This is a genomic window from Achromobacter deleyi (genome assembly GCF_902859705.1).
GTDB classification, from domain to species: domain Bacteria; phylum Pseudomonadota; class Gammaproteobacteria; order Burkholderiales; family Burkholderiaceae_B; genus Achromobacter; species Achromobacter deleyi.
In genome coordinates this window covers 178,516-198,759 of record NZ_CADIJO010000011.1, presented here as the reverse complement: position 1 = coordinate 198,759, position 20,244 = coordinate 178,516, and the positions used below count along the sequence as shown (strand labels likewise).

General features: G+C 69.3%; 22 protein-coding genes. 7 read left to right on the top strand and 15 right to left on the bottom strand.

What is annotated here, in order from left to right:
* The first annotated feature begins 6 nt into the window (after positions 1-6).
* Positions 7-978 carry a tripartite tricarboxylate transporter substrate binding protein gene (locus HV798_RS17605; RefSeq protein WP_025137267.1) on the top strand — a complete coding sequence of 324 codons (972 nt, stop codon included), beginning with the start codon at positions 7-9 and terminating at the stop codon, positions 976-978.
* Positions 979-1,056: 78 nt separating this feature from the next.
* Here the strand turns inward: HV798_RS17605 and HV798_RS17600 are convergent, their stop codons facing one another.
* The 7 genes from HV798_RS17600 to HV798_RS17570 form a co-directional block, all read right to left on the bottom strand.
* Positions 1,057-2,427: a DUF1501 domain-containing protein gene (locus HV798_RS17600; protein WP_175194022.1), complete on the bottom strand. Its 1,371-nt coding sequence runs from the start codon at positions 2,425-2,427 to the stop codon at positions 1,057-1,059.
* A 66-nt stretch (positions 2,428-2,493) separates the two neighbouring features.
* The gene (locus tag HV798_RS17595) at positions 2,494-4,065 is read right to left on the bottom strand and encodes a DUF1800 domain-containing protein (protein ID WP_175194024.1); all 1,572 of its coding nucleotides are present in this window, start codon (positions 4,063-4,065) and stop codon (positions 2,494-2,496) included.
* A 106-nt stretch (positions 4,066-4,171) separates the two neighbouring features.
* Positions 4,172-4,876 carry an SDR family oxidoreductase gene (locus tag HV798_RS17590; RefSeq protein ID WP_175194026.1) on the bottom strand — a complete coding sequence of 235 codons (705 nt, stop codon included), beginning with the start codon at positions 4,874-4,876 and terminating at the stop codon, positions 4,172-4,174.
* Between the two features lie 90 nt (positions 4,877-4,966).
* Positions 4,967-5,419, bottom strand: a complete 453-nt coding sequence (gene azu, locus HV798_RS17585) for an azurin (RefSeq protein WP_042884797.1) — start codon at positions 5,417-5,419, stop codon at positions 4,967-4,969.
* Between the two features lie 207 nt (positions 5,420-5,626).
* Positions 5,627-6,940 (bottom strand): PQQ-dependent sugar dehydrogenase, encoded by a 1,314-nt coding sequence (locus tag HV798_RS17580; protein WP_246288894.1) that lies wholly within the window; start codon positions 6,938-6,940, stop codon positions 5,627-5,629.
* An 88-nt stretch (positions 6,941-7,028) separates the two neighbouring features.
* Complete coding sequence (locus tag HV798_RS17575; RefSeq protein WP_175194030.1) at positions 7,029-8,357, bottom strand: ferredoxin reductase family protein; 1,329 nt, start codon at positions 8,355-8,357, stop codon at positions 7,029-7,031.
* 55 nt (positions 8,358-8,412) lie between these two features.
* Entirely contained in the window at positions 8,413-8,751 is a 339-nt protein-coding gene (locus tag HV798_RS17570) for a PepSY domain-containing protein (protein WP_246288891.1), read from the bottom strand.
* Positions 8,752-8,950: 199 nt separating this feature from the next.
* On the opposite strand from HV798_RS17570, the gene HV798_RS17565 reads away from it, so the two are divergent.
* Genes HV798_RS17565 through HV798_RS17555 form a run of 3 tightly spaced genes read left to right on the top strand, consistent with a single transcriptional unit; the run spans position 8,951 to position 11,339 of the window.
* Positions 8,951-9,298: a PepSY domain-containing protein gene (locus tag HV798_RS17565; protein ID WP_025137275.1), complete on the top strand. Its 348-nt coding sequence runs from the start codon at positions 8,951-8,953 to the stop codon at positions 9,296-9,298.
* Positions 9,298-9,960, top strand: a complete 663-nt coding sequence (locus HV798_RS17560) for a response regulator transcription factor (protein WP_025137276.1) — start codon at positions 9,298-9,300, stop codon at positions 9,958-9,960. Before HV798_RS17565 ends, HV798_RS17560 begins: the two co-directional genes overlap by 1 nt.
* A complete protein-coding gene (locus HV798_RS17555) occupies positions 9,957-11,339 on the top strand; it encodes a sensor histidine kinase (protein ID WP_025137277.1) in 1,383 nt (460 codons plus the stop codon). Before HV798_RS17560 ends, HV798_RS17555 begins: the two co-directional genes overlap by 4 nt.
* Here the strand turns inward: HV798_RS17555 and HV798_RS17550 are convergent.
* The 4 genes from HV798_RS17550 to HV798_RS17535 form a co-directional block, all read right to left on the bottom strand.
* Complete coding sequence (locus tag HV798_RS17550; RefSeq protein ID WP_175194033.1) at positions 11,323-11,751, bottom strand: universal stress protein; 429 nt, start codon at positions 11,749-11,751, stop codon at positions 11,323-11,325. The two genes, HV798_RS17555 and HV798_RS17550, sit on opposite strands and share 17 nt — an antisense overlap.
* 11 nt (positions 11,752-11,762) lie before the next feature.
* Positions 11,763-12,188 (bottom strand): universal stress protein, encoded by a 426-nt coding sequence (locus HV798_RS17545; protein ID WP_175194035.1) that lies wholly within the window; start codon positions 12,186-12,188, stop codon positions 11,763-11,765.
* A 129-nt stretch (positions 12,189-12,317) separates the two neighbouring features.
* The gene (gene murI, locus HV798_RS17540; protein ID WP_175194037.1) at positions 12,318-13,121 is read right to left on the bottom strand and encodes a glutamate racemase; all 804 of its coding nucleotides are present in this window, start codon (positions 13,119-13,121) and stop codon (positions 12,318-12,320) included.
* 44 nt (positions 13,122-13,165) lie between these two features.
* Positions 13,166-14,086 (bottom strand): LysR family transcriptional regulator, encoded by a 921-nt coding sequence (locus HV798_RS17535; protein WP_175194039.1) that lies wholly within the window; start codon positions 14,084-14,086, stop codon positions 13,166-13,168.
* Positions 14,087-14,173: 87 nt separating this feature from the next.
* Here HV798_RS17535 and HV798_RS17530 point away from each other — a divergent pair, with 87 nt between their 5' ends.
* Genes HV798_RS17530 through HV798_RS17520 form a run of 3 tightly spaced genes read left to right on the top strand, consistent with a single transcriptional unit; the run spans position 14,174 to position 15,993 of the window.
* Positions 14,174-14,749, top strand: coding sequence for a chromate transporter (locus HV798_RS17530; RefSeq protein WP_025137280.1), 576 nt, complete (start codon positions 14,174-14,176; stop codon positions 14,747-14,749).
* On the top strand, positions 14,746-15,270 hold the full coding sequence (locus tag HV798_RS17525) for a chromate transporter (RefSeq protein ID WP_175194041.1): 525 nt from the start codon (positions 14,746-14,748) through the stop codon (positions 15,268-15,270). The genes HV798_RS17530 and HV798_RS17525 overlap by 4 nt, the downstream gene beginning before the upstream one ends.
* Positions 15,271-15,303: 33 nt before the next feature.
* A complete protein-coding gene (locus tag HV798_RS17520; protein WP_025137282.1) occupies positions 15,304-15,993 on the top strand; it encodes a DUF1345 domain-containing protein in 690 nt (229 codons plus the stop codon).
* A 59-nt stretch (positions 15,994-16,052) separates the two neighbouring features.
* Here HV798_RS17520 and HV798_RS17515 read toward each other — a convergent pair whose 3' ends face one another.
* The 4 genes from HV798_RS17515 to fdhD form a co-directional block, all read right to left on the bottom strand.
* Positions 16,053-17,195: a methyltransferase gene (locus HV798_RS17515; protein ID WP_175194043.1), complete on the bottom strand. Its 1,143-nt coding sequence runs from the start codon at positions 17,193-17,195 to the stop codon at positions 16,053-16,055.
* Positions 17,196-17,351: 156 nt separating this feature from the next.
* Positions 17,352-19,019 (bottom strand): OFA family MFS transporter, encoded by a 1,668-nt coding sequence (locus HV798_RS17510; protein WP_175194045.1) that lies wholly within the window; start codon positions 19,017-19,019, stop codon positions 17,352-17,354.
* Positions 19,020-19,132: 113 nt separating this feature from the next.
* Positions 19,133-19,390: a formate dehydrogenase subunit delta gene (locus HV798_RS17505; RefSeq protein ID WP_175194046.1), complete on the bottom strand. Its 258-nt coding sequence runs from the start codon at positions 19,388-19,390 to the stop codon at positions 19,133-19,135.
* Positions 19,391-19,408: 18 nt separating this feature from the next.
* Complete coding sequence (fdhD, locus tag HV798_RS17500) at positions 19,409-20,239, bottom strand: formate dehydrogenase accessory sulfurtransferase FdhD (protein ID WP_175194048.1); 831 nt, start codon at positions 20,237-20,239, stop codon at positions 19,409-19,411.
* Positions 20,240-20,244 lie beyond the last annotated feature (5 nt).

The following is a 20,244-nucleotide window of genomic DNA, read 5'->3' as shown; positions in this document are numbered from 1 at the left end:
CTCGATATGGCATTTCCCACCCGCAGCAGCATTCTCGGCGCCGCCGCGCTGTGCCTGGCCCTGGGCGGCCAGGCCGCCCAGGCGCAATTTCCCGACCGCGCCATCACCATGGTGGTGCCCACCGCCGCGGGCGGCGGCAACGACACCCTGGCCCGTGTGATCGGCCAGAAGATGGGCGAACTGCTGGGCCAGACCGTCATCGTGGTCAACAAGCCCGGCGCGCAGGGCGCCATCGCCGCCGACTACGTGGCGCGCCAGCCGGCCGACGGCTACACGCTGATGCTGGGCTACATCGGCACGCACGGCATCAACCCCGCGCTGCAAAAGCTCAACTACGATCCGGTGCGCGATTTCACCGCCATCGGCATGGTGGCCGATTCGCCCACGCTGATGGTGGTGAACAGCGGCATCGGCGTGCACGACGTGGCCGGGCTGATCAAGTATGGCCAGGCGCATCCCGACGGCCTGAGCTTTGCTTCCGCGGGCCCCGGCACGGCGCCGGCGGTGGCGGGCGAACTCTTCAATCGCGCCACGGGCGCGGCCATGCTGGAGATTCCCTACAAGGGCTCGGCGCCCGCCATGACCGACACGCTGGCCGGCGTGACGCAGGTGATGTTCCCCAGCCTGTTCAGCGCCTATCCGCACCTGAAGTCCGGCAAGATCGTCGCGCTGGGCGTGGCCGGCGCGCGCCGCGCCAAGGTGCTGCCCGACATGCCCACGCTGGCCGAGCTGGGGGTCAAAGGCGTGGACGTGGCGCAGTGGTACGCGGTGTTCGCCCCGGCCAACGCCAATGCCGACGTGGTGGCCAAGCTGAATACGGCGCTGAACGGCGCGCTGCATGACCCGGCCGTGGCCCGCAAGATCGACGAGCAGGGGGCAGAGGTCCGCACCAGCACGCCGGGCGAACTGGCCGCGTTCGTGCGGGACGAGGCCGTCAAGTGGAAGCGCCTGGCCACGTCGATGCACGCGGCGCTGTAAGGTCGCGGTATCCCTGGCGGCGCACGTGGCTGGCGCGCCGCGTTGGCATGCACGGCAATCGCCGCCCGCCGCGTCCGGCTAGGCGGCCCCGTCCAGCAAGGCGGGCGGTGCGGCATCGAAATGCCGCAGGTTCGGAAACACCAGGTTCAGGTCGTCGTGGCCCGCGCCGAACCAGCCGCCCAGCGCCGCGCCCAGCTGTTCCACCGCCATCGTCGGCAGCAGCCGGCCGTTGTCCACGAAGCCGGGGCCATCCGGTGCGATCTCGGGATGCGATCCATAGTAGCGGCCGCCCCGCACCGCGCCGCCCAGCACCAGGTGATGCGCGCCCCAGCCATGGTCCGAACCATTGCCGTTGGACCCCAGCGTGCGGCCGAATTCCGAAGCGGTGAAGGTGGTGACCTGCCGCGCCACGCCCAGCGTCGCCAGCGCGTCCTGGAACACGGCCAGGGCCTGCCCCAGTTCGCGCAGCAAGGCCGGGTGGGTGTCGTTCAGCCCGGTGTGGTTGTCGTAGCCGTTCTGCGAAACGAAAAACACCTGGCGCCGTGCCCCAAGCGCCTGGCGCGCGGCGATGATGCGGGCCACGATTTTCAGTTGCTGCGCCAGCGGCGAGCCGAAGTCGCCCGGCACCGCCACGCCTGACAGCGCGGCGCGCAGGCGCGTGTCGGCATCGATCGATTGCGCGGCGATGCGCGACATTTCGCGCTCCATCAGGTGGTCGCGCGGCTGGGTGATCAACTGGCGCAAGAGCGCGGTGCAGGCGCTGGACCCGTACATATCGCGTGTCAGCAGGTCGATGCGGGTCGAGCCGTTCACGCCGACCCGATACCCGGCGACGTGCTGACCCGCCAGCAGCACGGTGCTGCCACCGGCCGTGATGCCGGTGAAGCTGCGCTGCGCGTTGATGCTGGCATACAGGTCCGTCAGGCGGCCGGCCCAGCCCGACGACGCGCCTTCCGGCGCCAGCGCCTGCCAGTACGACTGCTGGTCGTTGTGCGAAAACAGCTTGGGCGGCAGCGGCACGCGTGCGCCGATGTAGTCGGCCTGGGTCGTGGGCACGACCAGCGGCCCCACGTTCAGCACCACGGCCATCTCGCCGCGTTCGAACAAGGGGGCCAGCGGCGCCAGCGACGGCGCCAGCGCGAACTGCGCCCCGTTGTCGGGCGCCGCCTTGCCGCGCAGCGCCGTGGCCTGCAGCGCGGGGCGGGGCAGGGCGATGTCGCTGCGGGCCGCAGCATAGGCGCGATAGGCCGCGGCATCGAAGGGCACCAGGGTGTTGAACGGATCGTTGCCGCCGTACAGGAATACGCACACCAGCGCCTTGTAGTCGGCGGGCGCGGATTGCGCCGCAGCCGCGCCCAGCGCCGCCAGGTTCAAGGCCAGCGGCGCGGCGGCATGGCTGGCGCCCAGGGCGCAGGCGCGCAGCAGGAATTCGCGGCGATCGGGCTTCATGGCAGCACCAGAGGGTCGGGGCGATCGGGCGTCATCGCGGCTCCCGGCGGGCAAGGCGGCCGCGCGTCATTTCTGCACCAGGTATTCGGGGCTGGCCGCCACCAGCATGATCGCGGCGCGCACGCGGTCGCGCGGCCGCTCGGGCGGCAGGGTGGCCACCGCCTGCGCGATGGCGTTGGCGGTGGCGCTGCTGAACGCATCGCCCGCCAGCAGCAGCGCCACCCGCGCCACCAGCGCAGCCGGGTCCCGGGCCAGCGCGATCTCGGCGGCGTAATCCGTTTGCAGGTCTTCCCAGCCGCGGTCGACATAGATCGCCAGGAAATTCAGATAACCCGCGATGCTGGTTTCATCGGTGATCTGCAATTCCGGTGCCACCCGTCCGCGCCGCGCCAGTTCGGTCACCGGCGGGCTGTAGCGCGGCCGGAAGAAATTGAACACGCTGGCCGAACGCATGGGGCTTTGCGCCAGGCGGATGGTGTTGTCGGTGGTGTCGGGCATGGCCCAGGCGCCGTTGTTGGACGTGGCGCCGAACGCCCGCGCCCAGCCCGAGAAACGCACGATCGGTTCGCGCACCTTGCCCCATTCGGGCGAGGTCAGGTCCGGGTGTCGGGCCTCGTCGTCCAGCAAGATCGCGCGCACCACGGCCCGCAGGTTGCCGCGCACGCCCTGGCCGTCGTCGTGGAATGCCGCCGCCACCCGGCCGACATAGGCGGGGCTGGGGTTGCTGGTGACCAGCCGCTGGATCAGCTGCGTGCCGATGAACGGCCCCACATTGGGGTGGGCGCTGATGACTTCCATGGCCCGCCGCAGCGACAGGTAGCCGTCGGTGCCGGGCGGAATCACCGCGCCCAGAAAGCGCTTTTCCGCCAGCGAATGCAGGGCGCCGTTCAAGGCCATGGGCCGGCGGTGAAACTGCACATCGGTCTCGGGGCCGTCCAGGTCCCAGCCGGTGAAGACCTTGGCCAGGCCCTGCACGTCGGCATTGCCGTAGGTTTCGACGGGCGCGCCGTTTGCCAGCCTGGCCGTGCCATCCGGGTTCAGCTCGACCAGGCCGATGCTGAACAGCTGCATCACCTCTCGCGCGTAGTTCTCGTCGGGATGGCGGCCGGTCTTGGGGTCTTCCTTGCGATTGCCGCGGTAGGTCAGCATGCAGCCCATCGACAGGTTGCGCGTGACGGCGGTCAGCAGCGCCTGGTAATTGCCCAGCGCATGCTCGGCCAGCAGGTCCATGAACCCCGCGGCGCCGAACAGCGGCCAGTTGGCGGTAATGGCCGACACGCCCACCACGAAAATCTCGGACAGCGCGAAGGCCACCCGCGTGCGCACCTGGTCTTCGGCGCTGATGAACTTGCGCCACAGGGTGGATTCCAGCGGGGCATTGATGCCGTTGCCCTTGTAGGCCTCGGTGTTCTTGCCTTGCTGCAGCAGCCAGTCGAAATGGCTTTGCGACGGGGGCAGGTCCAGCTGGGCATCCAGCCAGGCCGCGTAGCCGTCGCGCACCACGGCGTCGATCTGGGCGGGCGTCGGGCCGAAGGTCGCCTGCGCCAGGAAGCGCGAGGCCTCTCCGGGCGTGGGCCGGGCGGACGAAGTCGGTACAGAGGCGGCGCCGGACGCCGCTTCGGACGGCGGCGCAGGCATGCAGGAAGCCCCGGGTTCGAATGCGAAAACCTACGGTAACGAAGCGCCGGGGGCGCTTCAATACCACCATTCGGACGAAGGGATTAATGCGTTCGAATGAGACGCCTCAGACCGAGCGCGTGATGCCGCCGTCGATGCGGATGTTCTGCCCGGTGATGTAGGACGATGCGTCGGACGCCAGGAAGGCGATCAGGTCGGCCACTTCCTCGGCGGTGCCGTAGCGGCCCATCGGGATGCGCACGCGGCGGTCTTCCTTTTCGGGCAGGCTGTCGATGAAGCCGGGCAGCACGTTGTTCATGCGCACGTTGTGTTCGGCGTATTCGTCCGAGAACACCTTGGTGAACGCCGCCAGGCCGGCGCGGAACACGCCCGACGTCGGGAACAGCGCTTCGGGTTCGAAAGTGGCGTAGGTGGAAATGTTGACGATGGCGCCCGACTTCTGGCTTTTCATGATGGGGGCCACGAGGCGCGTGATGCGCACCACGTTCAGCAGGTAGAACTCCATGCCCAGGTGCCAGTCGTCGTCGCTGATTTCAAGCAGCGGGCCCTTGGGGCCATGGCCTGCACTGTTGACCACGGCGTCGACGCGGCCCCATTTCTGCACGGTGGTGTCCACCAGGCGGGCCAGGTCTTCGGGGGACCGGTTCGAACCGGTCACGCCCAGGCCGCCCAGTTCGGCCGCCAGGGCTTCGCCCTTGCCGGACGAAGACAGGATGGCCACGCGGTAGCCGTCGGCCGCCAGTTTGCGCGCTGCCGCCGCGCCCATGCCGCTGCCGCCGGCGGTGATGATTGCCACTTTATCCGTGCTCATGAGTTCGTCTCCAAGGGTGTCCGGGAAACGGCCATTGTAGGGGTGGGCACGGCGGCCTTGCGGACAATCCCGCAAGGCCGGCAGGGGCGATCAGTCGACCAGTTTCAGCACGCCCTTCATCAGCGCGAAGTGGCCGGGGAACGAGCAGAAATACGTGTAGTCCTGGCCGGCGGCCAGCTTGCTGACGTCGAACGTGACCGAGTCCGTTTCGCCGCCGCCGATGACCTTGGTGTGGGCGATGACGCGGGCGTCGTCTTTCTTGACGTAGTTGTTGTCCAGGCCCGCGGCCATGCCGTCGTTCACGGCGCCCTGCATGTCGGCCTGCTTGGTCAGCACCCAGTTGTGGCCCATGGCGGTCTTGGGCAGCTTGCCGGGGTGGGTGAGCTTGACGGTGAATTCCTTGCAGCTCTTGCTGACCGTGATTTCCTTCTTGTCGAACTGCATCTGGTCGGTGCCGGCGATTTCGACCGAGCAGTCGGCGGCCAGCGCGGGGGCCGAAACCAGGGCCAGGACGGCCGCGGCGCACAGATTCTTCAACAGCATATACATGCCTCCAGGTGGCGAGTGGGTTGACCGCAAGCCCGCCGGGCAATCCGGGCGGGCGTTGCGGCTATTGTCGTTCCACTCTACGCCAGATCGAACCTGGCTGCCTACGCCGGGTTTGACGCAGCGCAAGCAAGCTGCAGCGAATGGCCGGTAATCGGTCTGATAGTGGCGTGGGGCCGTCATTTCGCTCCCGCCCGCCGCGCCCTAGGGCTTGCCGCTGACCCGCCAGATCACGTTGCCCACGTCGTCGGCCACCAGCAGTCCGCCCTGGCGGTCCACCGCCACGCCCACCGGCCGCCCCTGGGCCTGCCCGGCGGCATCCAGGAAGCCGGTCAGCACGTCCTGTGCGGCGCCGTCCGGGCGGTTGTCGGTGAAGGGCACGTAGATGACCTTGTAGCCGCTGCGGGGATCGCGATTCCAGGACCCATGCTGGCCCACGAACATGCCGTGCGTGAACGGGGCCAGTTGGGCGTCGCCCGACCACGCCAGGCCCAGCGATGCCGTATGCGGCCCCAGCGCGTAGTCCGGCACGATGGCCTTGGCCACCAGGTCCGGGCGCGGCGGCTTGACCCGCGTGTCGACGTGCTGGCCGAAGTAGCTGTACGGCCAGCCATAGAAGCCGCCGTCCTGCACCGAGGTCATGTAGTCGGGCACCAGGTCGCTGCCCAGTTCGTCGCGTTCGTTCACCGCGGTCCAGAGCGTCTTGCCGTCCGGCGCCCAGGCCATGCCCACCGGGTTGCGCAAACCGCTGGCGTACAGGCGCTTGGCGCCGCTGGCCACGTCGATTTCCCAGATGGCGGCGCGGCCTTCTTCGATCTGCATGCCGTTCTCGGCCACATTGCTGTTCGAACCCACGGAGGCATACAGCTTCTTTCCGTCGGGGCTGGCGATCAGGTTCTTGGTCCAGTGGTGGTTGATGCCGGCGGGCAGATCGGTCACCTTGACGCCGGGGGCGGTGATATGGGTCTGGCCCGGCTGGTAGGGAAAGCGCAGCACGGCGTCGGCGTTCGCCACGTACAGCTGGTCGCCCACCAGTGCCATGCCGAATGGCGAATTCAGGCCTTCCAGCAACACGCTGCGGCTTTGCGCCGCGCCGTCCTGCCCCAGGCCCCGCAGCAGCGTGATGCGGTTGGCGCTGTCGGTGCGCGCGCCGGCGCGTTTCATGACGATGCCGGCGGCCCAGTTCTTCAGTCCGCCCGGCGCTTCGTCCGGCTTGGGCGGCGCATTGGTTTCGGCCACCAGCACGTCGCCATTGGGCAGCACGTAGAGCCAGCGCGGGTGATCCAGGTCGCGGGCATAGGCGGTGACCGCCAGGCCGCTGGCCGGCGTGGGCTGCGCGCCGTCGGCCCAGCCCACCGCCTTGGCGGTGTTGACGGTGGGGATCAGGGTGGTGTTGGGGGCGGGCAGCTCAGGGTGAGGCCCCATGCCGGCCTCGACCGGCAGCTTGGCGACCTCGCCGCACGCGGCGAGCGTGCTGACGGCCGCCAGGGCCGCCGGCAACAGGGTTCGAATACGCATGATGCGGCTCCAGGCGCGGGGACGCCCCGCAGGCATTCATCATACGACGCAGCCTGCGGGGCGAGGTCCCTTGACGTGTCGACCGGCGCTAGCGCATGTCGAACGCTTCCTGGTGCCAGCGCACGCCGCCTTGGCCCAGGCGGCGCAGGCCCCGGCGCAACGAGGCCGACAGGCCGGTGGGCCCGCAGAACCAGATGTCGGCCACGCGGCCCGCGGCAACGGCGCCTTGGGCCAGGTCCGCGGCGGTCAGGCGGTGGCGGGCATCGTGCACCTGCAGCGTGACGTTGCCCAATGCCTGGCAGCGTTGCGCCACGGCGTCGACCATCGGTTCGGCCTGGGCGTCGCGCACGCAGTAATGCAGCCAGACCGGGGCGCCATCGCCCGCGCGGGCCTGCCGGTCTTCCAGCCAGGCCAGGAATGGCGTGATGCCGATGCCGCCGGCCACCCACACTTGCGGTCCGGCGTTGGCCTTGAGGGGTTGTTCGAAACGGCCGTAGGGGCCTTCCACCGCCACCGCTTGCCCCGGCGTCAGCGTGTCGGCCAGCCGGCGCGTGTAATCGCCCAGCGCCTTGATCTTGAAGCGCAGGCGCCCAGGCGTGGCGCCCGGCGCGCTGGCAATCGTGAACGGGTGCGCGCCTTCGCCGCGGTCAAAGGTCACGAAGGCGAACTGTCCGGCCCGATGGCCCGGCCATTGCGGACCCAGATCGCAAGTGACATCGACAATGCCGCCGGGCTGCGAGACCACCGAGACGACCCGGCCCATGACGCGGCGGCGTTGGCCCACGCGGCCCGCCAGGGACAGCAGCGCGGCCACGACGCCGCCCGCCATCAGCGGCACCAGCAGCAGGCCGGTCGGCCCGGTCCAGTAGTAGGCCGGCGCCAGCGCCAGGGTATGCAGCACCAGCGCCAGGAACGCCACCGGCATGGCGCGATGCGCGATGCGCCAGGCGTGGTACGGAAAGCGGCGCCACAGCGTGATGGCCAGCATGATGAGCAGCGCGTAGATCGTCCATTCACCCAGGTCCTTGGCCAGCCCGCGCGAGCCTTCCATGACGGCCAGCACGGCATCGCGGGCGGGGCGCCCGTCGGTGCCGGCAAACGCCTTGAGCGGCGTGCTGGACAGCTTGGCCAGCCAGTGCGCGCCGCTGGCGCCGACGGCGAAGATGCCGGCCCATTTGTGCAGCCGGTAGACCTTGTCCATCCCGCCCAGCGGGCCTTCCAGCCAGGTCGGGCGCAGCGCCAGCAGCATGATGAGCGACATCAGTCCGATTGCCCAGACGCCGGTCAGGTACAGCGTCTGCTGGCGCAGTAGCCAGGGCCAGGCGGCCGCTGACGGCGGCTGCAGCAGGAAGGCGTCGATGGCCCAGGCGCCGGTCAGTGCCAGCAGGAAACCGCCAAGCGCGGTGCGGGTGTTCATGAGGGGCTCCAGCGTGTCATGCCGGGCCCGGCGGCGCCGGGCCCCGTGGTGCGCATCAATCCTTGATGCGGCTGCGCAGTACGGCGCCGGTCTGCGCATCCACGCGCAGCTTCACGCGCTGGCCTTGCGGGTCATCGGCCTTGACGTCGTAGCCGCGGTGGTGCTCCAGCTCGATCTCGGTGATGTTGCGGTAGCCGGCGGCTGTCAGGCTGTCGTAGATCTGGCGCACGGTCAGGATCTGCGCGGGGGCGGCCTGGGTTGCGACAGGGGCGGCCGGGGCCGCGGCCGGCTGCGGGGCGGCCTGGGCGAAGGCTGCGGCGCTGGTCAGGGTGGCCGCGCCCAGGGCGAAGGCGGCCAGGGTGTGGCGGATCGAAGGCTTGAGGGTCATCGTCATGGTGATAGCTCCTTGTGTGATGGAATATGGCCAACAGGCCGGCCATGCATGCATTATTCGGGCCGGCCCATGAACCGTTTCTGAAGCCGCCGTTCACCTGCCGTTCATCCTCGTTTCGCTATAACGAAGGGGTAGTGCCGACTCTGTTTTTCCCCGGCGTCCCGCGTTATCCTGGACGCCACCCATCACGGAACTCCCCATGACCGCAGGCAAGCGCATCGCTCTCTGGCTGTCCGGCGGCGCGCTGGCCGCGGCGCTGGCCATCGGCCCCGGCCCCGGCCGCGCCGACGAAAGCGACCACGAACAGGCCCGCCAGGCCCTGCAGGCCGGCAAGGTGCTGCCGCTGCGCGCGGTGCTCGATATCGTCGAACGCGATTACCCCGGCCAGGTCATGAAGGTTGAATTCGAAGAAGACGACGGCATCTATCTGTACGAGATCCGGCTGCTGCAGCCCGGCGGCAACCTGGTCAAGCTGAAGATCGACGCGCGTGACGGCTCCGTGCTGGGCATCAAGGGCCGCGACATCCAGTTCCGGAACAAACACTGATGCGCCTGCTCGTTGTCGAAGACGAACCCACCCTGGCCGCGCAGTTGGCCGACGCCCTGCGCCAGGCCGGCTACACCGTCGACACCGCGGCCGACGGCGCCACCGCCCATTACATGGGCGAAGTCGAGACCTACGACGTGGTGGTGCTGGACCTGGGCCTGCCCGTGATGGACGGGCTGACCGTGCTCAAGCAGTGGCGCGCCGCCGGCCACGGCATGCCGGTGCTGATCCTGACCGCGCGTGCCAACTGGCACGAAAAGGTCGCCGGCATCGACGCGGGCGCGGACGACTACCTGACCAAGCCTTTTCACATGGAAGAGCTGCTGGCCCGCGTGCGCGCGCTGCTGCGCCGCCACAGCGGCCATGCCAGCGCGCAATGGCGCTGCGGCCCGCTGATGCTCGACACGCGCCAGGCCAAGGTCACGGTGAACGGCCAGGCGCTCAACCTGACCAGCCATGAATTCAAGGTGCTGGCGGTGCTGATGCAGCGTGCGGGCGAAGTGATTTCGCGCAGCGAACTCACCGAACACATCTACGCGCAGGACCACGACCGCGACTCCAACACCATCGAAGTCTTCATCGGCCGCCTGCGCAAGAAGCTGCCGCCGGACACCATCGAAACCGTGCGCGGGCTGGGTTATCGGCTGGCGAGCGGCACATGACCGTGCCGCGCACGCCCGGGTCACTGCGCTGGCGGCTGCTGGCCGGCACGCTGGCCTGGATCGCGCTGACCATCGTGCTGGCCGGCTGGGGCCTGGGCAGCCTGTTTCGCCAGCACATCACCGAGCAATTGCGGGCCGAACTGGCGCTGCACCTGAACCAGCTGACCGCGGCGGTCAGCGTCGCGCCCGACGGCCGGCCGGTGGTGGCCCCGCCGCTGAGCGATCCGCGGCTGGAGCAGCCGCTATCCGGCCTGTACTGGCAGATCGACCGGCTGGACGAACAAGGCCGCCTGGCGGCCGCGGGCGTGGCGCGTTCGCGCTCGCTGTGGGACCAGGTGCTGGCCTTGCCCACGGCCGACAGCGCCGACGGCGCCTACGACATCACCGGCCCCGAAGGCCATGGCCTGACCGCGCTGACACGCACGCTCAAACCCGAAGACGCCGACGCCGCCACGCTGCGCCTGGTCGTCGCCGCCGACCGCCAGGTGCTGGCCGAACCGATCGAGCGCTTCAACCACATGCTGCTGCTGTCGCTGGGCGCGCTGGCGGCCGGGCTGGTCGCGGCGGCGGTGGTGCAGGTGGCGGTGGGGTTGCGGCCGCTGGGGCGGCTGCGTCGCCAGCTGGCCGCGCAGCAGGGCGGTAACAGCGTGCGCATCGACGGCCGTTATCCCAGCGAAATCCAGCCCCTGGTGGACGACTTCAACCGCGTGCTGGCCGTCAACGCCGACATCGTGCAGCGGGCCCGCACGCAGGCCGGCAACCTGGCCCACGCCGTGAAGACCCCGCTGACGATCCTGGCCAATGCCGCCGCGCGTGAAGACGGGCCGTTCGCCCGCCTGGCGCGCGAACAGGTCGCGCTGGCGCAACGCCAGATCGACTACCACCTGGCGCGCGCCCGCGCCGCTGCGGCGTCGGGCACCGAAGGCGGGCGCACGCCGCTGCGGCCGCCGGTCGAGGCGCTGCTGCGCGTCATGCGCCGGCTCTATGCCGCGCGTGAGCTGGACCTTGATATGACCGATTTCGCCGATGGCCTGATCTTTCGCGGCGAAGAGCAGGACCTGCAGGAAATGGTGGGCAACCTGCTGGACAACGCCTGCAAGTGGGCCGCGGGGCGCGTGCATATCCACGCCCATGCCGCGTCGCCCGACCGCCTGCAGATCCAGATCGATGACGACGGCCCCGGCATTGCCGAAGGCGAGCGCGAACGCGTTTTCGAACGCGGCGTGCGCATGGACGAACAGCGGCCCGGTTCGGGGCTGGGGCTGGATATCGTGCGCGACCTGGCCAGCACGTATGGCGGCGACGTGCGCGCCGAGCAGGCGCCGCTGGGCGGCCTGCGCGTGACGCTGACGCTGCCGGCGCTTACTTCACCAGCGTGACCGGCACCTCGGCCAGTTGCACGACCTGGTTGGCGACCGATCCGATCAGCATGCCCGCGAAGGCGCCGCGTCCGCGCGTGCCCATGACGATGCGTTCGCATTGGTGCTGCTGCGCGTAGGCGTTGATCTCTACCGCCGGATTGCCGAATTCGACATGGCTGGTGTAGTCGGTGCCGGTCACGTCGAGCAGCTTGCGCGCTTCGTCGGCGGCCTCCTGGCCTTCGCGCACGTAGTATTCGTCGATCATTTCCTGCGTGACCAGCCGCGACAGGCCGGCGCGGCCCTGCGGCGGCGTCTGGATGTTGAGCAGGTGAATGCGCGCGTCCTTCGCGCCTTGGGCAAGCTGGCGCGCGTGCAGCACGGCGCGGTTGGCGTCGTCGGAACCATCGACCGGGACCAGGATGTTCAGCATGGCGGGCTCCTTTACTTGACCAGGGTGACGGGCAGCGAAGCCAGGTGCAGCACGCGGGTGGCGACGGACCCCATGAACAGCGCCGCCACGGACCCCAGCCCGCGCGTGCCCATGTAGATTTCATCGGCATCGATTTCGTCGGCCACGCGCACGATGGTCTCGGCGGGGGCGCCGATCTCGACGCGTTCGCCAAAAGGCACGCCCTCGGCGGCCAGCAGTGCGCTGGCTTCGCGCAGTGCGGCATCGCCTTCTTCGCGGTGATAGGTGTCGATGTCGGCCTGCGACAGGCCGCGGCCGATCTTGCCGGCCTGCAGCGGAATCTGCACGGTCAGGAGCTCGACGCGTTCGACCGGGTCGTAGCGGCGCGCCTGCAACAGGGCGCGCACCGCATGCACCGCATGCGTCGAGCCGTCCACGGGGATCAGAATGCGTTTCATCGCGTCTCCTTGGTAGATGACCCTACTTTAAGGAATTATTCAGCAATGCGGGGTGCGCCGGATCAAATGACGCCGGGATTTCCCCCCCAACGGCCACTGCCACGACGGACAGCGCGGGACCGACCGCACCTAGCGCGATTGCGCAGGCGTCTGCGTGGCCTGGGCCGGCAGGCCGAGCAGCCGCGCGCCCATTTGCGCCAACGCCGCCGGGTCGCCGGTGGTTTCCAGTGCCAGCGTGCCCGGCCCGTCCATCTTCAGCCACCCGCGTTCCTGCAACTGGTGACGCAGCCGGCGCGCCACGGGGCCGCCGGTTTCCAGCAGCGGCACGGTGGGGCCGGCGGCCGCGGCAATCGCCTCGCGCAGGAACGGAAAGTGGGTGCAGCCCAGCACCAGCGCGTCCGCGCCCTGGTCCAGCAGTTCGCGCACCGGCGCGGCCACCGCCTGCGCGGCCTTCGGGCCGCTGATCTCGCCCTGTTCCACCAGCAGCACCCATTCGGGGCAGGGGCGGAACAGGATGCGGATCTCGGGCGCCTCGCGTTGCACCAGCGCGGCGAACTTGGGGCTGGCCAGCGTGCCGGTGGTGGCGAACACGCCGACCACGCCGCTGTGCGTCAGGTGGGCGGCCGGCTTGATCGCCGGTTCCACGCCGATGATGATCAGGTCGGGATGGCGCGCGCGCAGCGCGGCGATGGCGGCGGCGGTGGCGGTGTTGCATGCCACCACCATGGCCCGGGCCTGGCGCGACACGAAATAGTCGGCGATGGCCAGCGAGCGTTGCTGCACGTAGTCCTGGCTTTTTTCGCCGTAGGGCACGTGGGCCGAGTCCGCCAGGTACAGCAGGTCTTCCTGCGGCAGCGCGTCGCGGATGGCGCGCAAGACGCTCAGTCCGCCGACGCCGGAGTCATACACGCCTATGGGATGGGGGGCAGCCATTTCGATTGGGCAAAAACAAAGGTGCCGGCAAGTGTAGCGCCGCCTCAGGCCTCGGGCGTTTCGCGGTGCGCCCGCACCTCTTCGATCAGCCGGCGGATGGCGCCGGACAGCGGCGCGTCGCGCCAGATCAGCGTCAGCGGCGCGCGCAGTTCCACCGGCCCCGTGACGTTCACGTACACCACCCCTTCGATGTTGACCCGCCGCAGCGAGGCCGGCACCAGCGATACGCCCAGGCCCGCCGCCACCAGGCTCAGCGTGGACAGCATGCGCGGCGCTTCCTGTGCCACGCGGGGGCTGAAGCCGGCCGCGCCGCAGGCCGTGATGATGGCGTCGTACAGGCCCGGGCCGCTGTGGCGCCGATAGAGAATCAGGGATTCCTCGGCCAGCTCGGACAGCGCGATGCGCTTGCGGGCGCGGCCCTTGACCATGGGGTGGTCCGCCGGAAAGGCGGCCAGCATGCTTTCTTCCAGCACGGTCTCGAACGCCACGCCGCGCTCGACGCCGTGCGAGCCGCGAATGAAGGCCACGTCCACCCGGCCGTCGCGTACCTCTTCCATCAGTTCGCCGGTGCTGCTTTCTTCCAGCACCAGCCGCACCTGCGGCGCAATTTCACGAAAGCGCCGGATCACCGACGGCACGAAGGGGTGGAAGGCCGCCGACCCGGTAAAGCCCACGGTCAGGCGCCCGGCCTCGCCCAGCGACACGCGCCGCACGCCGTCCACCGCCTGGTCCACCAGCGCCAGGATGCTGCGCGCATCCGCCAACAGCGCGCGGCCGCTCTCGGTCAGTTCCATGCCGCGCGGCAGGCGGTGGAACAGCGTCACGCCCAGCTCTTCTTCCAGCACGCGGATCTGCTGGCTCAGCGGCGGCTGGCGGATGCCCAGGCGGGCGGCCGCACGGGTCAGGTGGGATTCCTCGGCCACCGCCAGGAAGTAACGCAACAGCCGCAGGTCGACGGATGACATATGAAACCGATATGAATGTTGAGCCAGTCATATATTAGACATTATCTGAGGGCGGGAGTAGGCTGCGGTCTATTCACCCAGAAGATCATGAACGCAGCATCGACTCCCCCTGACGCCGCCCTGCGGCCCCCGCCCACCTGTGGGCAACTGTTCTACGGCTTTCTCATGCTGGGCCTGACGGCCTTCGGCGGTGCGCTGCCCCTGGCGCGCCGCATGGTGGTGGAAAAGCACCGCTGGCTGAGCGGCGCCGAATTCACCGACCTGCTGGGCCTGTGCCAGTTCCTGCCGGGCGGAAACATCATCAACCTGTCGGTCGCCCTGGGCATGAAGTTCCGCGGCCCGCGCGGCGCCTTTGCCGCGCTGATGGGCCTGATCCTGGCGCCCTCGGCCATCGTGGTGCTGCTGGGCATGGTCTACGACCGCTTCCAGAACGATCCGCACATCCAGCACCTGTTCGCCGGCCTGGCCGCCGCCGCGGCGGGCCTGTTGATCTCCATGGCCGTCAAGATCGGCACGCCGGTGCTCAAGCGCCGCGACTGGCTGGCCGGCCTGGTGGCCACGGCCTGCTTCATCGCCATCGCGGTGCTGCGCATTCCGCTGCTGCCCACCATGGCGGTGCTGACGCCGCTGAGCATCCTGCTGGTCTGGAGGCAACGTCGATGATCCAGACCCTGATCGCCCTGGCCATCATCTTTTCGCAGCTGTCCGTGCTGGCGTTCGGCGGGGGCAACACCATCCTGCCGGAAATGCAGCGCCAGGTCGTCGAAGTACACGGCTGGATGACGGCCGCCGACTTCTCGGCGCTGTTCGCCCTGGGCCAGGCCGCGCCCGGCCCCAACCTGATGGTCGTCACCCTGGTGGGCTGGCACGTGGCCGGCTGGATGGGCATGCTGGTGACCACCATTGCCAAGTTCGGGCCGTCGTCCATCATCACGGTCATCGCCCTGGGCCTGTGGGAACGCTTCAAGGACCGGCCCTGGCGCGGCGTGATCCAGGCCGGCATCTTCCCCATGACGGTGGGGCTGGTGGCCGCCAGCGCCGCGCTCATCACCGAGGCCTCGGTGCATTCCTGGCTGTTGGGCGCCATCACCGCGGTGGTGGCGGTGCTGGGCAGCGCCACGCGCATTCATCCGCTGTGGCTGCTGTTCGGCGGCGCGCTGGTGGGATTGCTGGCTATCGGTTAGCGTTGAGGCTCTTGCCACGTCAGGAAGCCCCCCATGTCGCTGCCGGTCAAGGATCATGATGCCGACGCGCCGCCCGCCGCGGTCGCGCGCCTGCCGTTCTTCCATGCGCACCTGCGCCTGGTACTGTGCGGCCTGCTGTTCGTCGCGGTGGCCGCGGGCCTTTACCTGGCCGGCATGTCGCCCAGCCGCGCCGGCCTGCTGGGCTTTGACGTCGCCGCGCTGGTGTTCCTCTTGGTTACCGGCGCCGCCTTCGGCAAGGCCACGCCCGAATCCATGCGGATACGGGCCCAGCAGGTCGACGTGGGCCGCACCGGCGTGCTCTGGAGCAGCGTGGCGCTGTCGTGCCTGGTGATGCTGGCGCTCTGGACCGAAATGCGCGCGGCCGGCGGCGCCGAAGGCGTGGCGGACCTGATCGCCGCCGCCGTCAGCATCGTGCTGTCGTGGCTGTACATGAACATGATCTTCGCCCTGCACTATGCCCACGGCTACTACAGCCACCGCAACGGCATGCACAAGGGCCTGGATTTCCCCGGCAAGGAAGACCCGGACTACTGGGACTTCGCCTACTTCGCGCTGGTGCTGGGCATGACCTTCCAGGTGTCCGACGTGCAGATCGTCAGCCGCCGGCTGCGGCGCACGGCGCTGATGCACAGCGTCATCGCCTTCTTCTTCAACGTCTTCATCATCGCCATCAGCGTGAACGTGGCCGCCGGGCGGGCATGAAAAAGGCCGGGGAAGCTTCCCCGGCCCGTTTGCCGATCAGCGGGTCACGGCGCGTGCCGTCAGGCCGCAGCCTCGGCCGCCGCCAGCCGCCACAGCGACGTCACTTCCTTCGAACGCGCCGCGTACAGCGGATCGTTCGCGTCCTTGGCGCGGGCATGCGTCGGGCGCGTATCGATGCGCTCGACCACCCGCAGGCCGGCCTGCTGGATCATTTCCAGCAATTGCTCGCGGGTGCGCAGGCCCAGATGCTCGGCCAGGTCCGACAGGATCAGCCAGCCTTCGCCGTTGGGCGTCAGGTGCGCCGCCAGGCCGTTTAGAAAACCGCGCAGCATGCGGCTGTCCGGGTCGTACACGGCATGCTCGACCGGCGAACTGGGCCGGGCCGGCAGCCACGGCGGATTGCAGACGATCAGCGAGACCCGGCCTTCGGGGAACAGGTCGGCCTCTTCCACGTCGACCTGCTTGGACAGGCCCAGCCGGTCCAGGTTTTCGCGGGCGCAGGCCAGCGCGCGTGGGTCCATGTCGGTGGCGATGACGCGCTTGCCGCCGCGGCGCGCCAGCACGGCCGCCAGCACGCCGGTGCCGGTGCCGATATCGAAGGCCACGCTGCCGCGCGGCATCGGGGTGTTGGCGACCAGGTCCACGTATTCGCCGCGCAGCGGCGAGAACACGCCGTAGTGCGGGTGGATGCGGTTGTTCAGCGCGGGAATCTCCACGCCTTTCTTGCGCCATTCAAAGGCGCCGATCAACCCCAGCAGTTCGCGCAGCGACGCCACATAGGGCTCGTCGGCCGGGCCGTGGGCTTCTTCGCAGGCCTGCCGGGCATCGGGCGCGCGGCGCAGCGAAATGCCGTGGCCGGCGTCGAACGGAATCAACAGCATGCCCAGGATGCGGGCGCGCTGCGACTGGATCTGGCGATGCTGGTTGAAGGCTTCCAGCAAGGTCTCGACCGGCTTGCGCGGGCGCTTGTCCACCCGCCGGGTCATGGCCTGCAGCAAGAGGCGCGCGTTCTGGAAGTCGCCGCGCCAGAGCAGGCCCACGCCTTCGCAGGCCTGGCGGTAGGCCATGTCCGCGGTGGTGCGGTCGTCGGCCAGCACCACCCGCTTGGGGGGCGTGGCGCCGGTTTCCGAGCGCCAGCGGGCGGTGTGCGTGGTCTGGTCGGGGGCGTCGCCTTCCGTCCAGCTCAGTTCAGGCAGGGTCAACGTGGCGCTCCAGCAATAAGGGGCTTCTTGGGCAGGCAGGTCATGGGGGAGGGGAATGGGGGGAAAAGAGAAAAAAGAAAGGGCGCGGCTGCCAATGTAGCAGCTTCGCGCCCTGGGGACGGGCGGGCGCGCGCGGCGCCGCCCGGGCAAACGGGGTCAGTGGAACAGCACCACGGCCTTTTGCAGCGTGATCCAGACGCCCCAGGCCAGCGGAATGCCCACGCAGGCCCAGGCAAACAGCACCAGCGCCAGCGGCGTGCGGAAGGTGGACGTGCCCGACCCGTGGGTCTCGGCCGCCGCGGCGCGTTCATGCGCCAGGGCCTTTTCGCGGGCCAGTTCCTCATCGGTCATGAAGTACTTGGGGTTCACCGGGCGAATCGCCAGGTTGCACAGGAAACCCAGCACCAGCATGCCCGCCAGGATGTACATGGTGATGTCATACACCTGCGCCCGCGGCACGCCGATGGACAGCTGGTATTCGCGGATGTAGTTCACCAGCACCGGGCCGAAGATGCCCGCCGCCGACCAGGCCGTCAGCAGGCGGCCGTGGATGGCGCCCACCATCTGGGTGCCGAACAGGTCCGCCAGGTAGGCGGGCACCGTGGCGAAGCCGCCGCCGTACATCGACAGGATCACGCAGAAGGCGGCCACGAACAGCGCCAGCGCGCCCATGTGCGCCGTCCAGGGAATGGCGGCGTACAGCACGAAGCCCAGCACGAAGAAGATCAGGTAGGTCAGCTTGCGGCCCAGCTTGTCCGACAGGCTGGCCCAGAAGAAGCGGCCGCCGATGTTGAACAGGCTGAGCAGGCCGGTAAAGCCCGCGGCGATGGCGGCAATGGCCGCCAGCTGGCTCTTGTCGAGCTGGCCGTAGCCCAGTTCAGGCTTGTTGATCAGGCCGCCGCCGAACACTTCCTGCAGCAGCGGCGAAGCCATGCCCAGGATGCCGATGCCGGCGGTCACGTTCAGGCACAGTACCAGCCACACCAGCCAGAACTGCGGCACGCCCCAGACCCGCTTCACGTGGACGTGGCCCTTGGTGATCATGGCGTTGTTGGCCTGTTTGGCGGGCGCCGTCCAGCCCTCGGGCTTCCAGCCGGTGGGCGGCACGCGGTAGCCCATCGCGCCGGACATCATGAAGACGAAATACACCACCGCCATGGTCAGGAAGGTCTGCCAGACGCCGACCGAGGTGGGCGTGGCGAAGTAGCGCATCAGCAGGTCGGCCAGCGGCGCGCCGATCATGGCGCCGCCGCCAAAGCCCATGATGGCCATGCCGGTCGCCATGCCGCGGCGGTCGGGGAACCACTTGATCAGCGTGCTGACCGGCGAGATATAGCCCAGCCCCAGGCCGATGCCGCCAATGACGCCGGACCCCAGCCACAGCATCCACATCTGGTGCAGGTAGACCCCGAAGGCCGAAATGACCAGGCCGCCGCACCAGCACACCGCCGACACCACGCCCGCCTTGCGCGGACCGGCGCGTTCCAGCCAGCCGCCCCATAGCGCCGCGGAACAGCCCAGCAGCACGAAGAACAGGGTGTACATCCACCCCATGGTCGAGATCCGCCAGTCGCAGCTGGTGGTGAACAGCTCGGCCGCCAGGCTCATGTCGGCCGGGCAGGCCAGCGGCTGGGCGCCGCCGATCGCCTTGGACAAGGGCAGCCAGAACACCGAGAAGCCATAGGCCATCCCGATGCACAGGTGGATGGCCAGGGCGGCCGGGGGCACCAGCCAGCGGGAAAAGCCCGGCCCGGCGATGGTGCGTTCTTTGTCCAGAAAGCCGGGCTTTGAACCAGGCAGATCCAGTGTTGCAGTGCTTTCCATGAGGTCTCCTCGGGGTGCGGCTTTATAGCGCGCGTCAGACCGGAAAATCCAGTCCCGCGCTTGTTGTGAACCCTTTGCTGCGGTAAAGCGTGCTGCGGCGGCGCCTGCCCGGTCTACGACACCCGGGCAAGCGGCGTCAGGCGCTGGCGGTTCTGCGTGACCGCCTCCAGCACCAGCGGATGCAACTGCTGTTCGCCGGCATCGCCATCGGGCTGCCGGGCCAGGAAGTCCAGCAGCTCGTTGCGCATGCGGGGCTCCCAGAACTTGTGGATATGGTTGGCCACGCCTTCCAGCGCTTCCGGCCGCACGGGCATGGCTTCGAAGAATTGGCCGATGCGGTTGGCCATGCGGATCAGGTTGCCGATTTCCATGCGTGTGTCGCGTCCGGTCTAGGAGGTGATGCGTTCGGGGTGGGAATACAGGGTGGCGTCTTCGCCGCGCAGAAAGCCCAGCAGCGCGATGCCGGCGCTGTCCGCCAGCCGCACCGCCAGCGCGGTGGGGGCCGATACCGCCGCCAGCACGCCAACGCCGGCAGAAGCCGTTTTCTGCACCATTTCAAAACTGGCGCGGCTGGACACCAGCACCATGCCGCCGCCGGCCTGCATGGCCTGGCGCGCCAGGGCGCCCACCAGCTTGTCCAGCGCGTTGTGGCGGCCCACGTCTTCGCGTACCAGCGCGACCGTGCCGTCGGCGTCCGCCCAGCCGGCGGCGTGGGTGGCGCCGGTCAGGTCGTGCAGCGCCTGGCGCGCGCGCATGGCGCCCATGGCCCGCAGCACCGCGCCGATGGCCAGCGGCGCGCCGGCCGGCACCGGGTCCACGGGCCGCAGCACTTCGGGCAGCGTTTCCACGCCGCACAGGCCGCAGCCGGTGCGCCCGGCCATGGCGCGGCGGCGCGACTTCAGCCGCGCTTCGCAAGCGCTGGAGATTTCCACCTGCACCACGATGCCGTCGCACTGCGGCAGCACGTCGATGCCGCGCACGTCCGCCACGCTGTCGATGATGCCTTCCGACAAGGAAAAGCCCACCGCGAAGTCTTCCAGGTCGGCCGGCGTGGCCAGCATGGTGGCGTGGCTGATGCCGTTGAATTCCAGCGCTACCGGCGTTTCCTCGGCCAGGTGATCGGCCTGGGCGCCGGCCACGATGGCGCCGGCCCGTACACGGGTCACCTGGGCCGCCACGCTATCGAGGCGGTCGGACGGGGAAGAGGGGCGTGGGTCCATGGCGG

What these genes read in the sequence shown, in the direction of transcription:
- HV798_RS17505 (WP_175194046.1), bottom strand. Translation starts at nt 19,390, where the DNA reads ATGGAAATCGGCAACCTGATCCGCATGGCCAACCGCATCGGCCAATTC.
- HV798_RS17510 (WP_175194045.1), bottom strand. Translation starts at nt 19,019, where the DNA reads ATGGAAAGCACTGCAACACTGGATCTGCCTGGTTCAAAGCCCGGCTTT.
- HV798_RS17530 (WP_025137280.1), top strand. Translation starts at nt 14,174, where the DNA reads ATGAACGCAGCATCGACTCCCCCTGACGCCGCCCTGCGGCCCCCGCCC.
- azu (WP_042884797.1), bottom strand. Translation starts at nt 5,419, where the DNA reads ATGCTGTTGAAGAATCTGTGCGCCGCGGCCGTCCTGGCCCTGGTTTCG.
- HV798_RS17590 (WP_175194026.1), bottom strand. Translation starts at nt 4,876, where the DNA reads ATGAGCACGGATAAAGTGGCAATCATCACCGCCGGCGGCAGCGGCATG.
- HV798_RS17525 (WP_175194041.1), top strand. Translation starts at nt 14,746, where the DNA reads ATGATCCAGACCCTGATCGCCCTGGCCATCATCTTTTCGCAGCTGTCC.
- HV798_RS17550 (WP_175194033.1), bottom strand. Translation starts at nt 11,751, where the DNA reads ATGCTGAACATCCTGGTCCCGGTCGATGGTTCCGACGACGCCAACCGC.
- HV798_RS17595 (WP_175194024.1), bottom strand. Translation starts at nt 4,065, where the DNA reads ATGCCTGCGCCGCCGTCCGAAGCGGCGTCCGGCGCCGCCTCTGTACCG.
- HV798_RS17575 (WP_175194030.1), bottom strand. Translation starts at nt 8,357, where the DNA reads ATGAACACCCGCACCGCGCTTGGCGGTTTCCTGCTGGCACTGACCGGC.
- fdhD (WP_175194048.1), bottom strand. Translation starts at nt 20,239, where the DNA reads ATGGACCCACGCCCCTCTTCCCCGTCCGACCGCCTCGATAGCGTGGCG.
- murI (WP_175194037.1), bottom strand. Translation starts at nt 13,121, where the DNA reads ATGGCTGCCCCCCATCCCATAGGCGTGTATGACTCCGGCGTCGGCGGA.
- HV798_RS17520 (WP_025137282.1), top strand. Translation starts at nt 15,304, where the DNA reads ATGTCGCTGCCGGTCAAGGATCATGATGCCGACGCGCCGCCCGCCGCG.
- HV798_RS17545 (WP_175194035.1), bottom strand. Translation starts at nt 12,188, where the DNA reads ATGAAACGCATTCTGATCCCCGTGGACGGCTCGACGCATGCGGTGCAT.
- HV798_RS17560 (WP_025137276.1), top strand. Translation starts at nt 9,298, where the DNA reads ATGCGCCTGCTCGTTGTCGAAGACGAACCCACCCTGGCCGCGCAGTTG.
- HV798_RS17535 (WP_175194039.1), bottom strand. Translation starts at nt 14,086, where the DNA reads ATGTCATCCGTCGACCTGCGGCTGTTGCGTTACTTCCTGGCGGTGGCC.
- HV798_RS17555 (WP_025137277.1), top strand. Translation starts at nt 9,957, where the DNA reads ATGACCGTGCCGCGCACGCCCGGGTCACTGCGCTGGCGGCTGCTGGCC.
- HV798_RS17580 (WP_246288894.1), bottom strand. Translation starts at nt 6,940, where the DNA reads ATGCGTATTCGAACCCTGTTGCCGGCGGCCCTGGCGGCCGTCAGCACG.
- HV798_RS17605 (WP_025137267.1), top strand. Translation starts at nt 7, where the DNA reads ATGGCATTTCCCACCCGCAGCAGCATTCTCGGCGCCGCCGCGCTGTGC.
- HV798_RS17600 (WP_175194022.1), bottom strand. Translation starts at nt 2,427, where the DNA reads ATGAAGCCCGATCGCCGCGAATTCCTGCTGCGCGCCTGCGCCCTGGGC.
- HV798_RS17565 (WP_025137275.1), top strand. Translation starts at nt 8,951, where the DNA reads ATGACCGCAGGCAAGCGCATCGCTCTCTGGCTGTCCGGCGGCGCGCTG.
- HV798_RS17570 (WP_246288891.1), bottom strand. Translation starts at nt 8,751, where the DNA reads ATGACGATGACCCTCAAGCCTTCGATCCGCCACACCCTGGCCGCCTTC.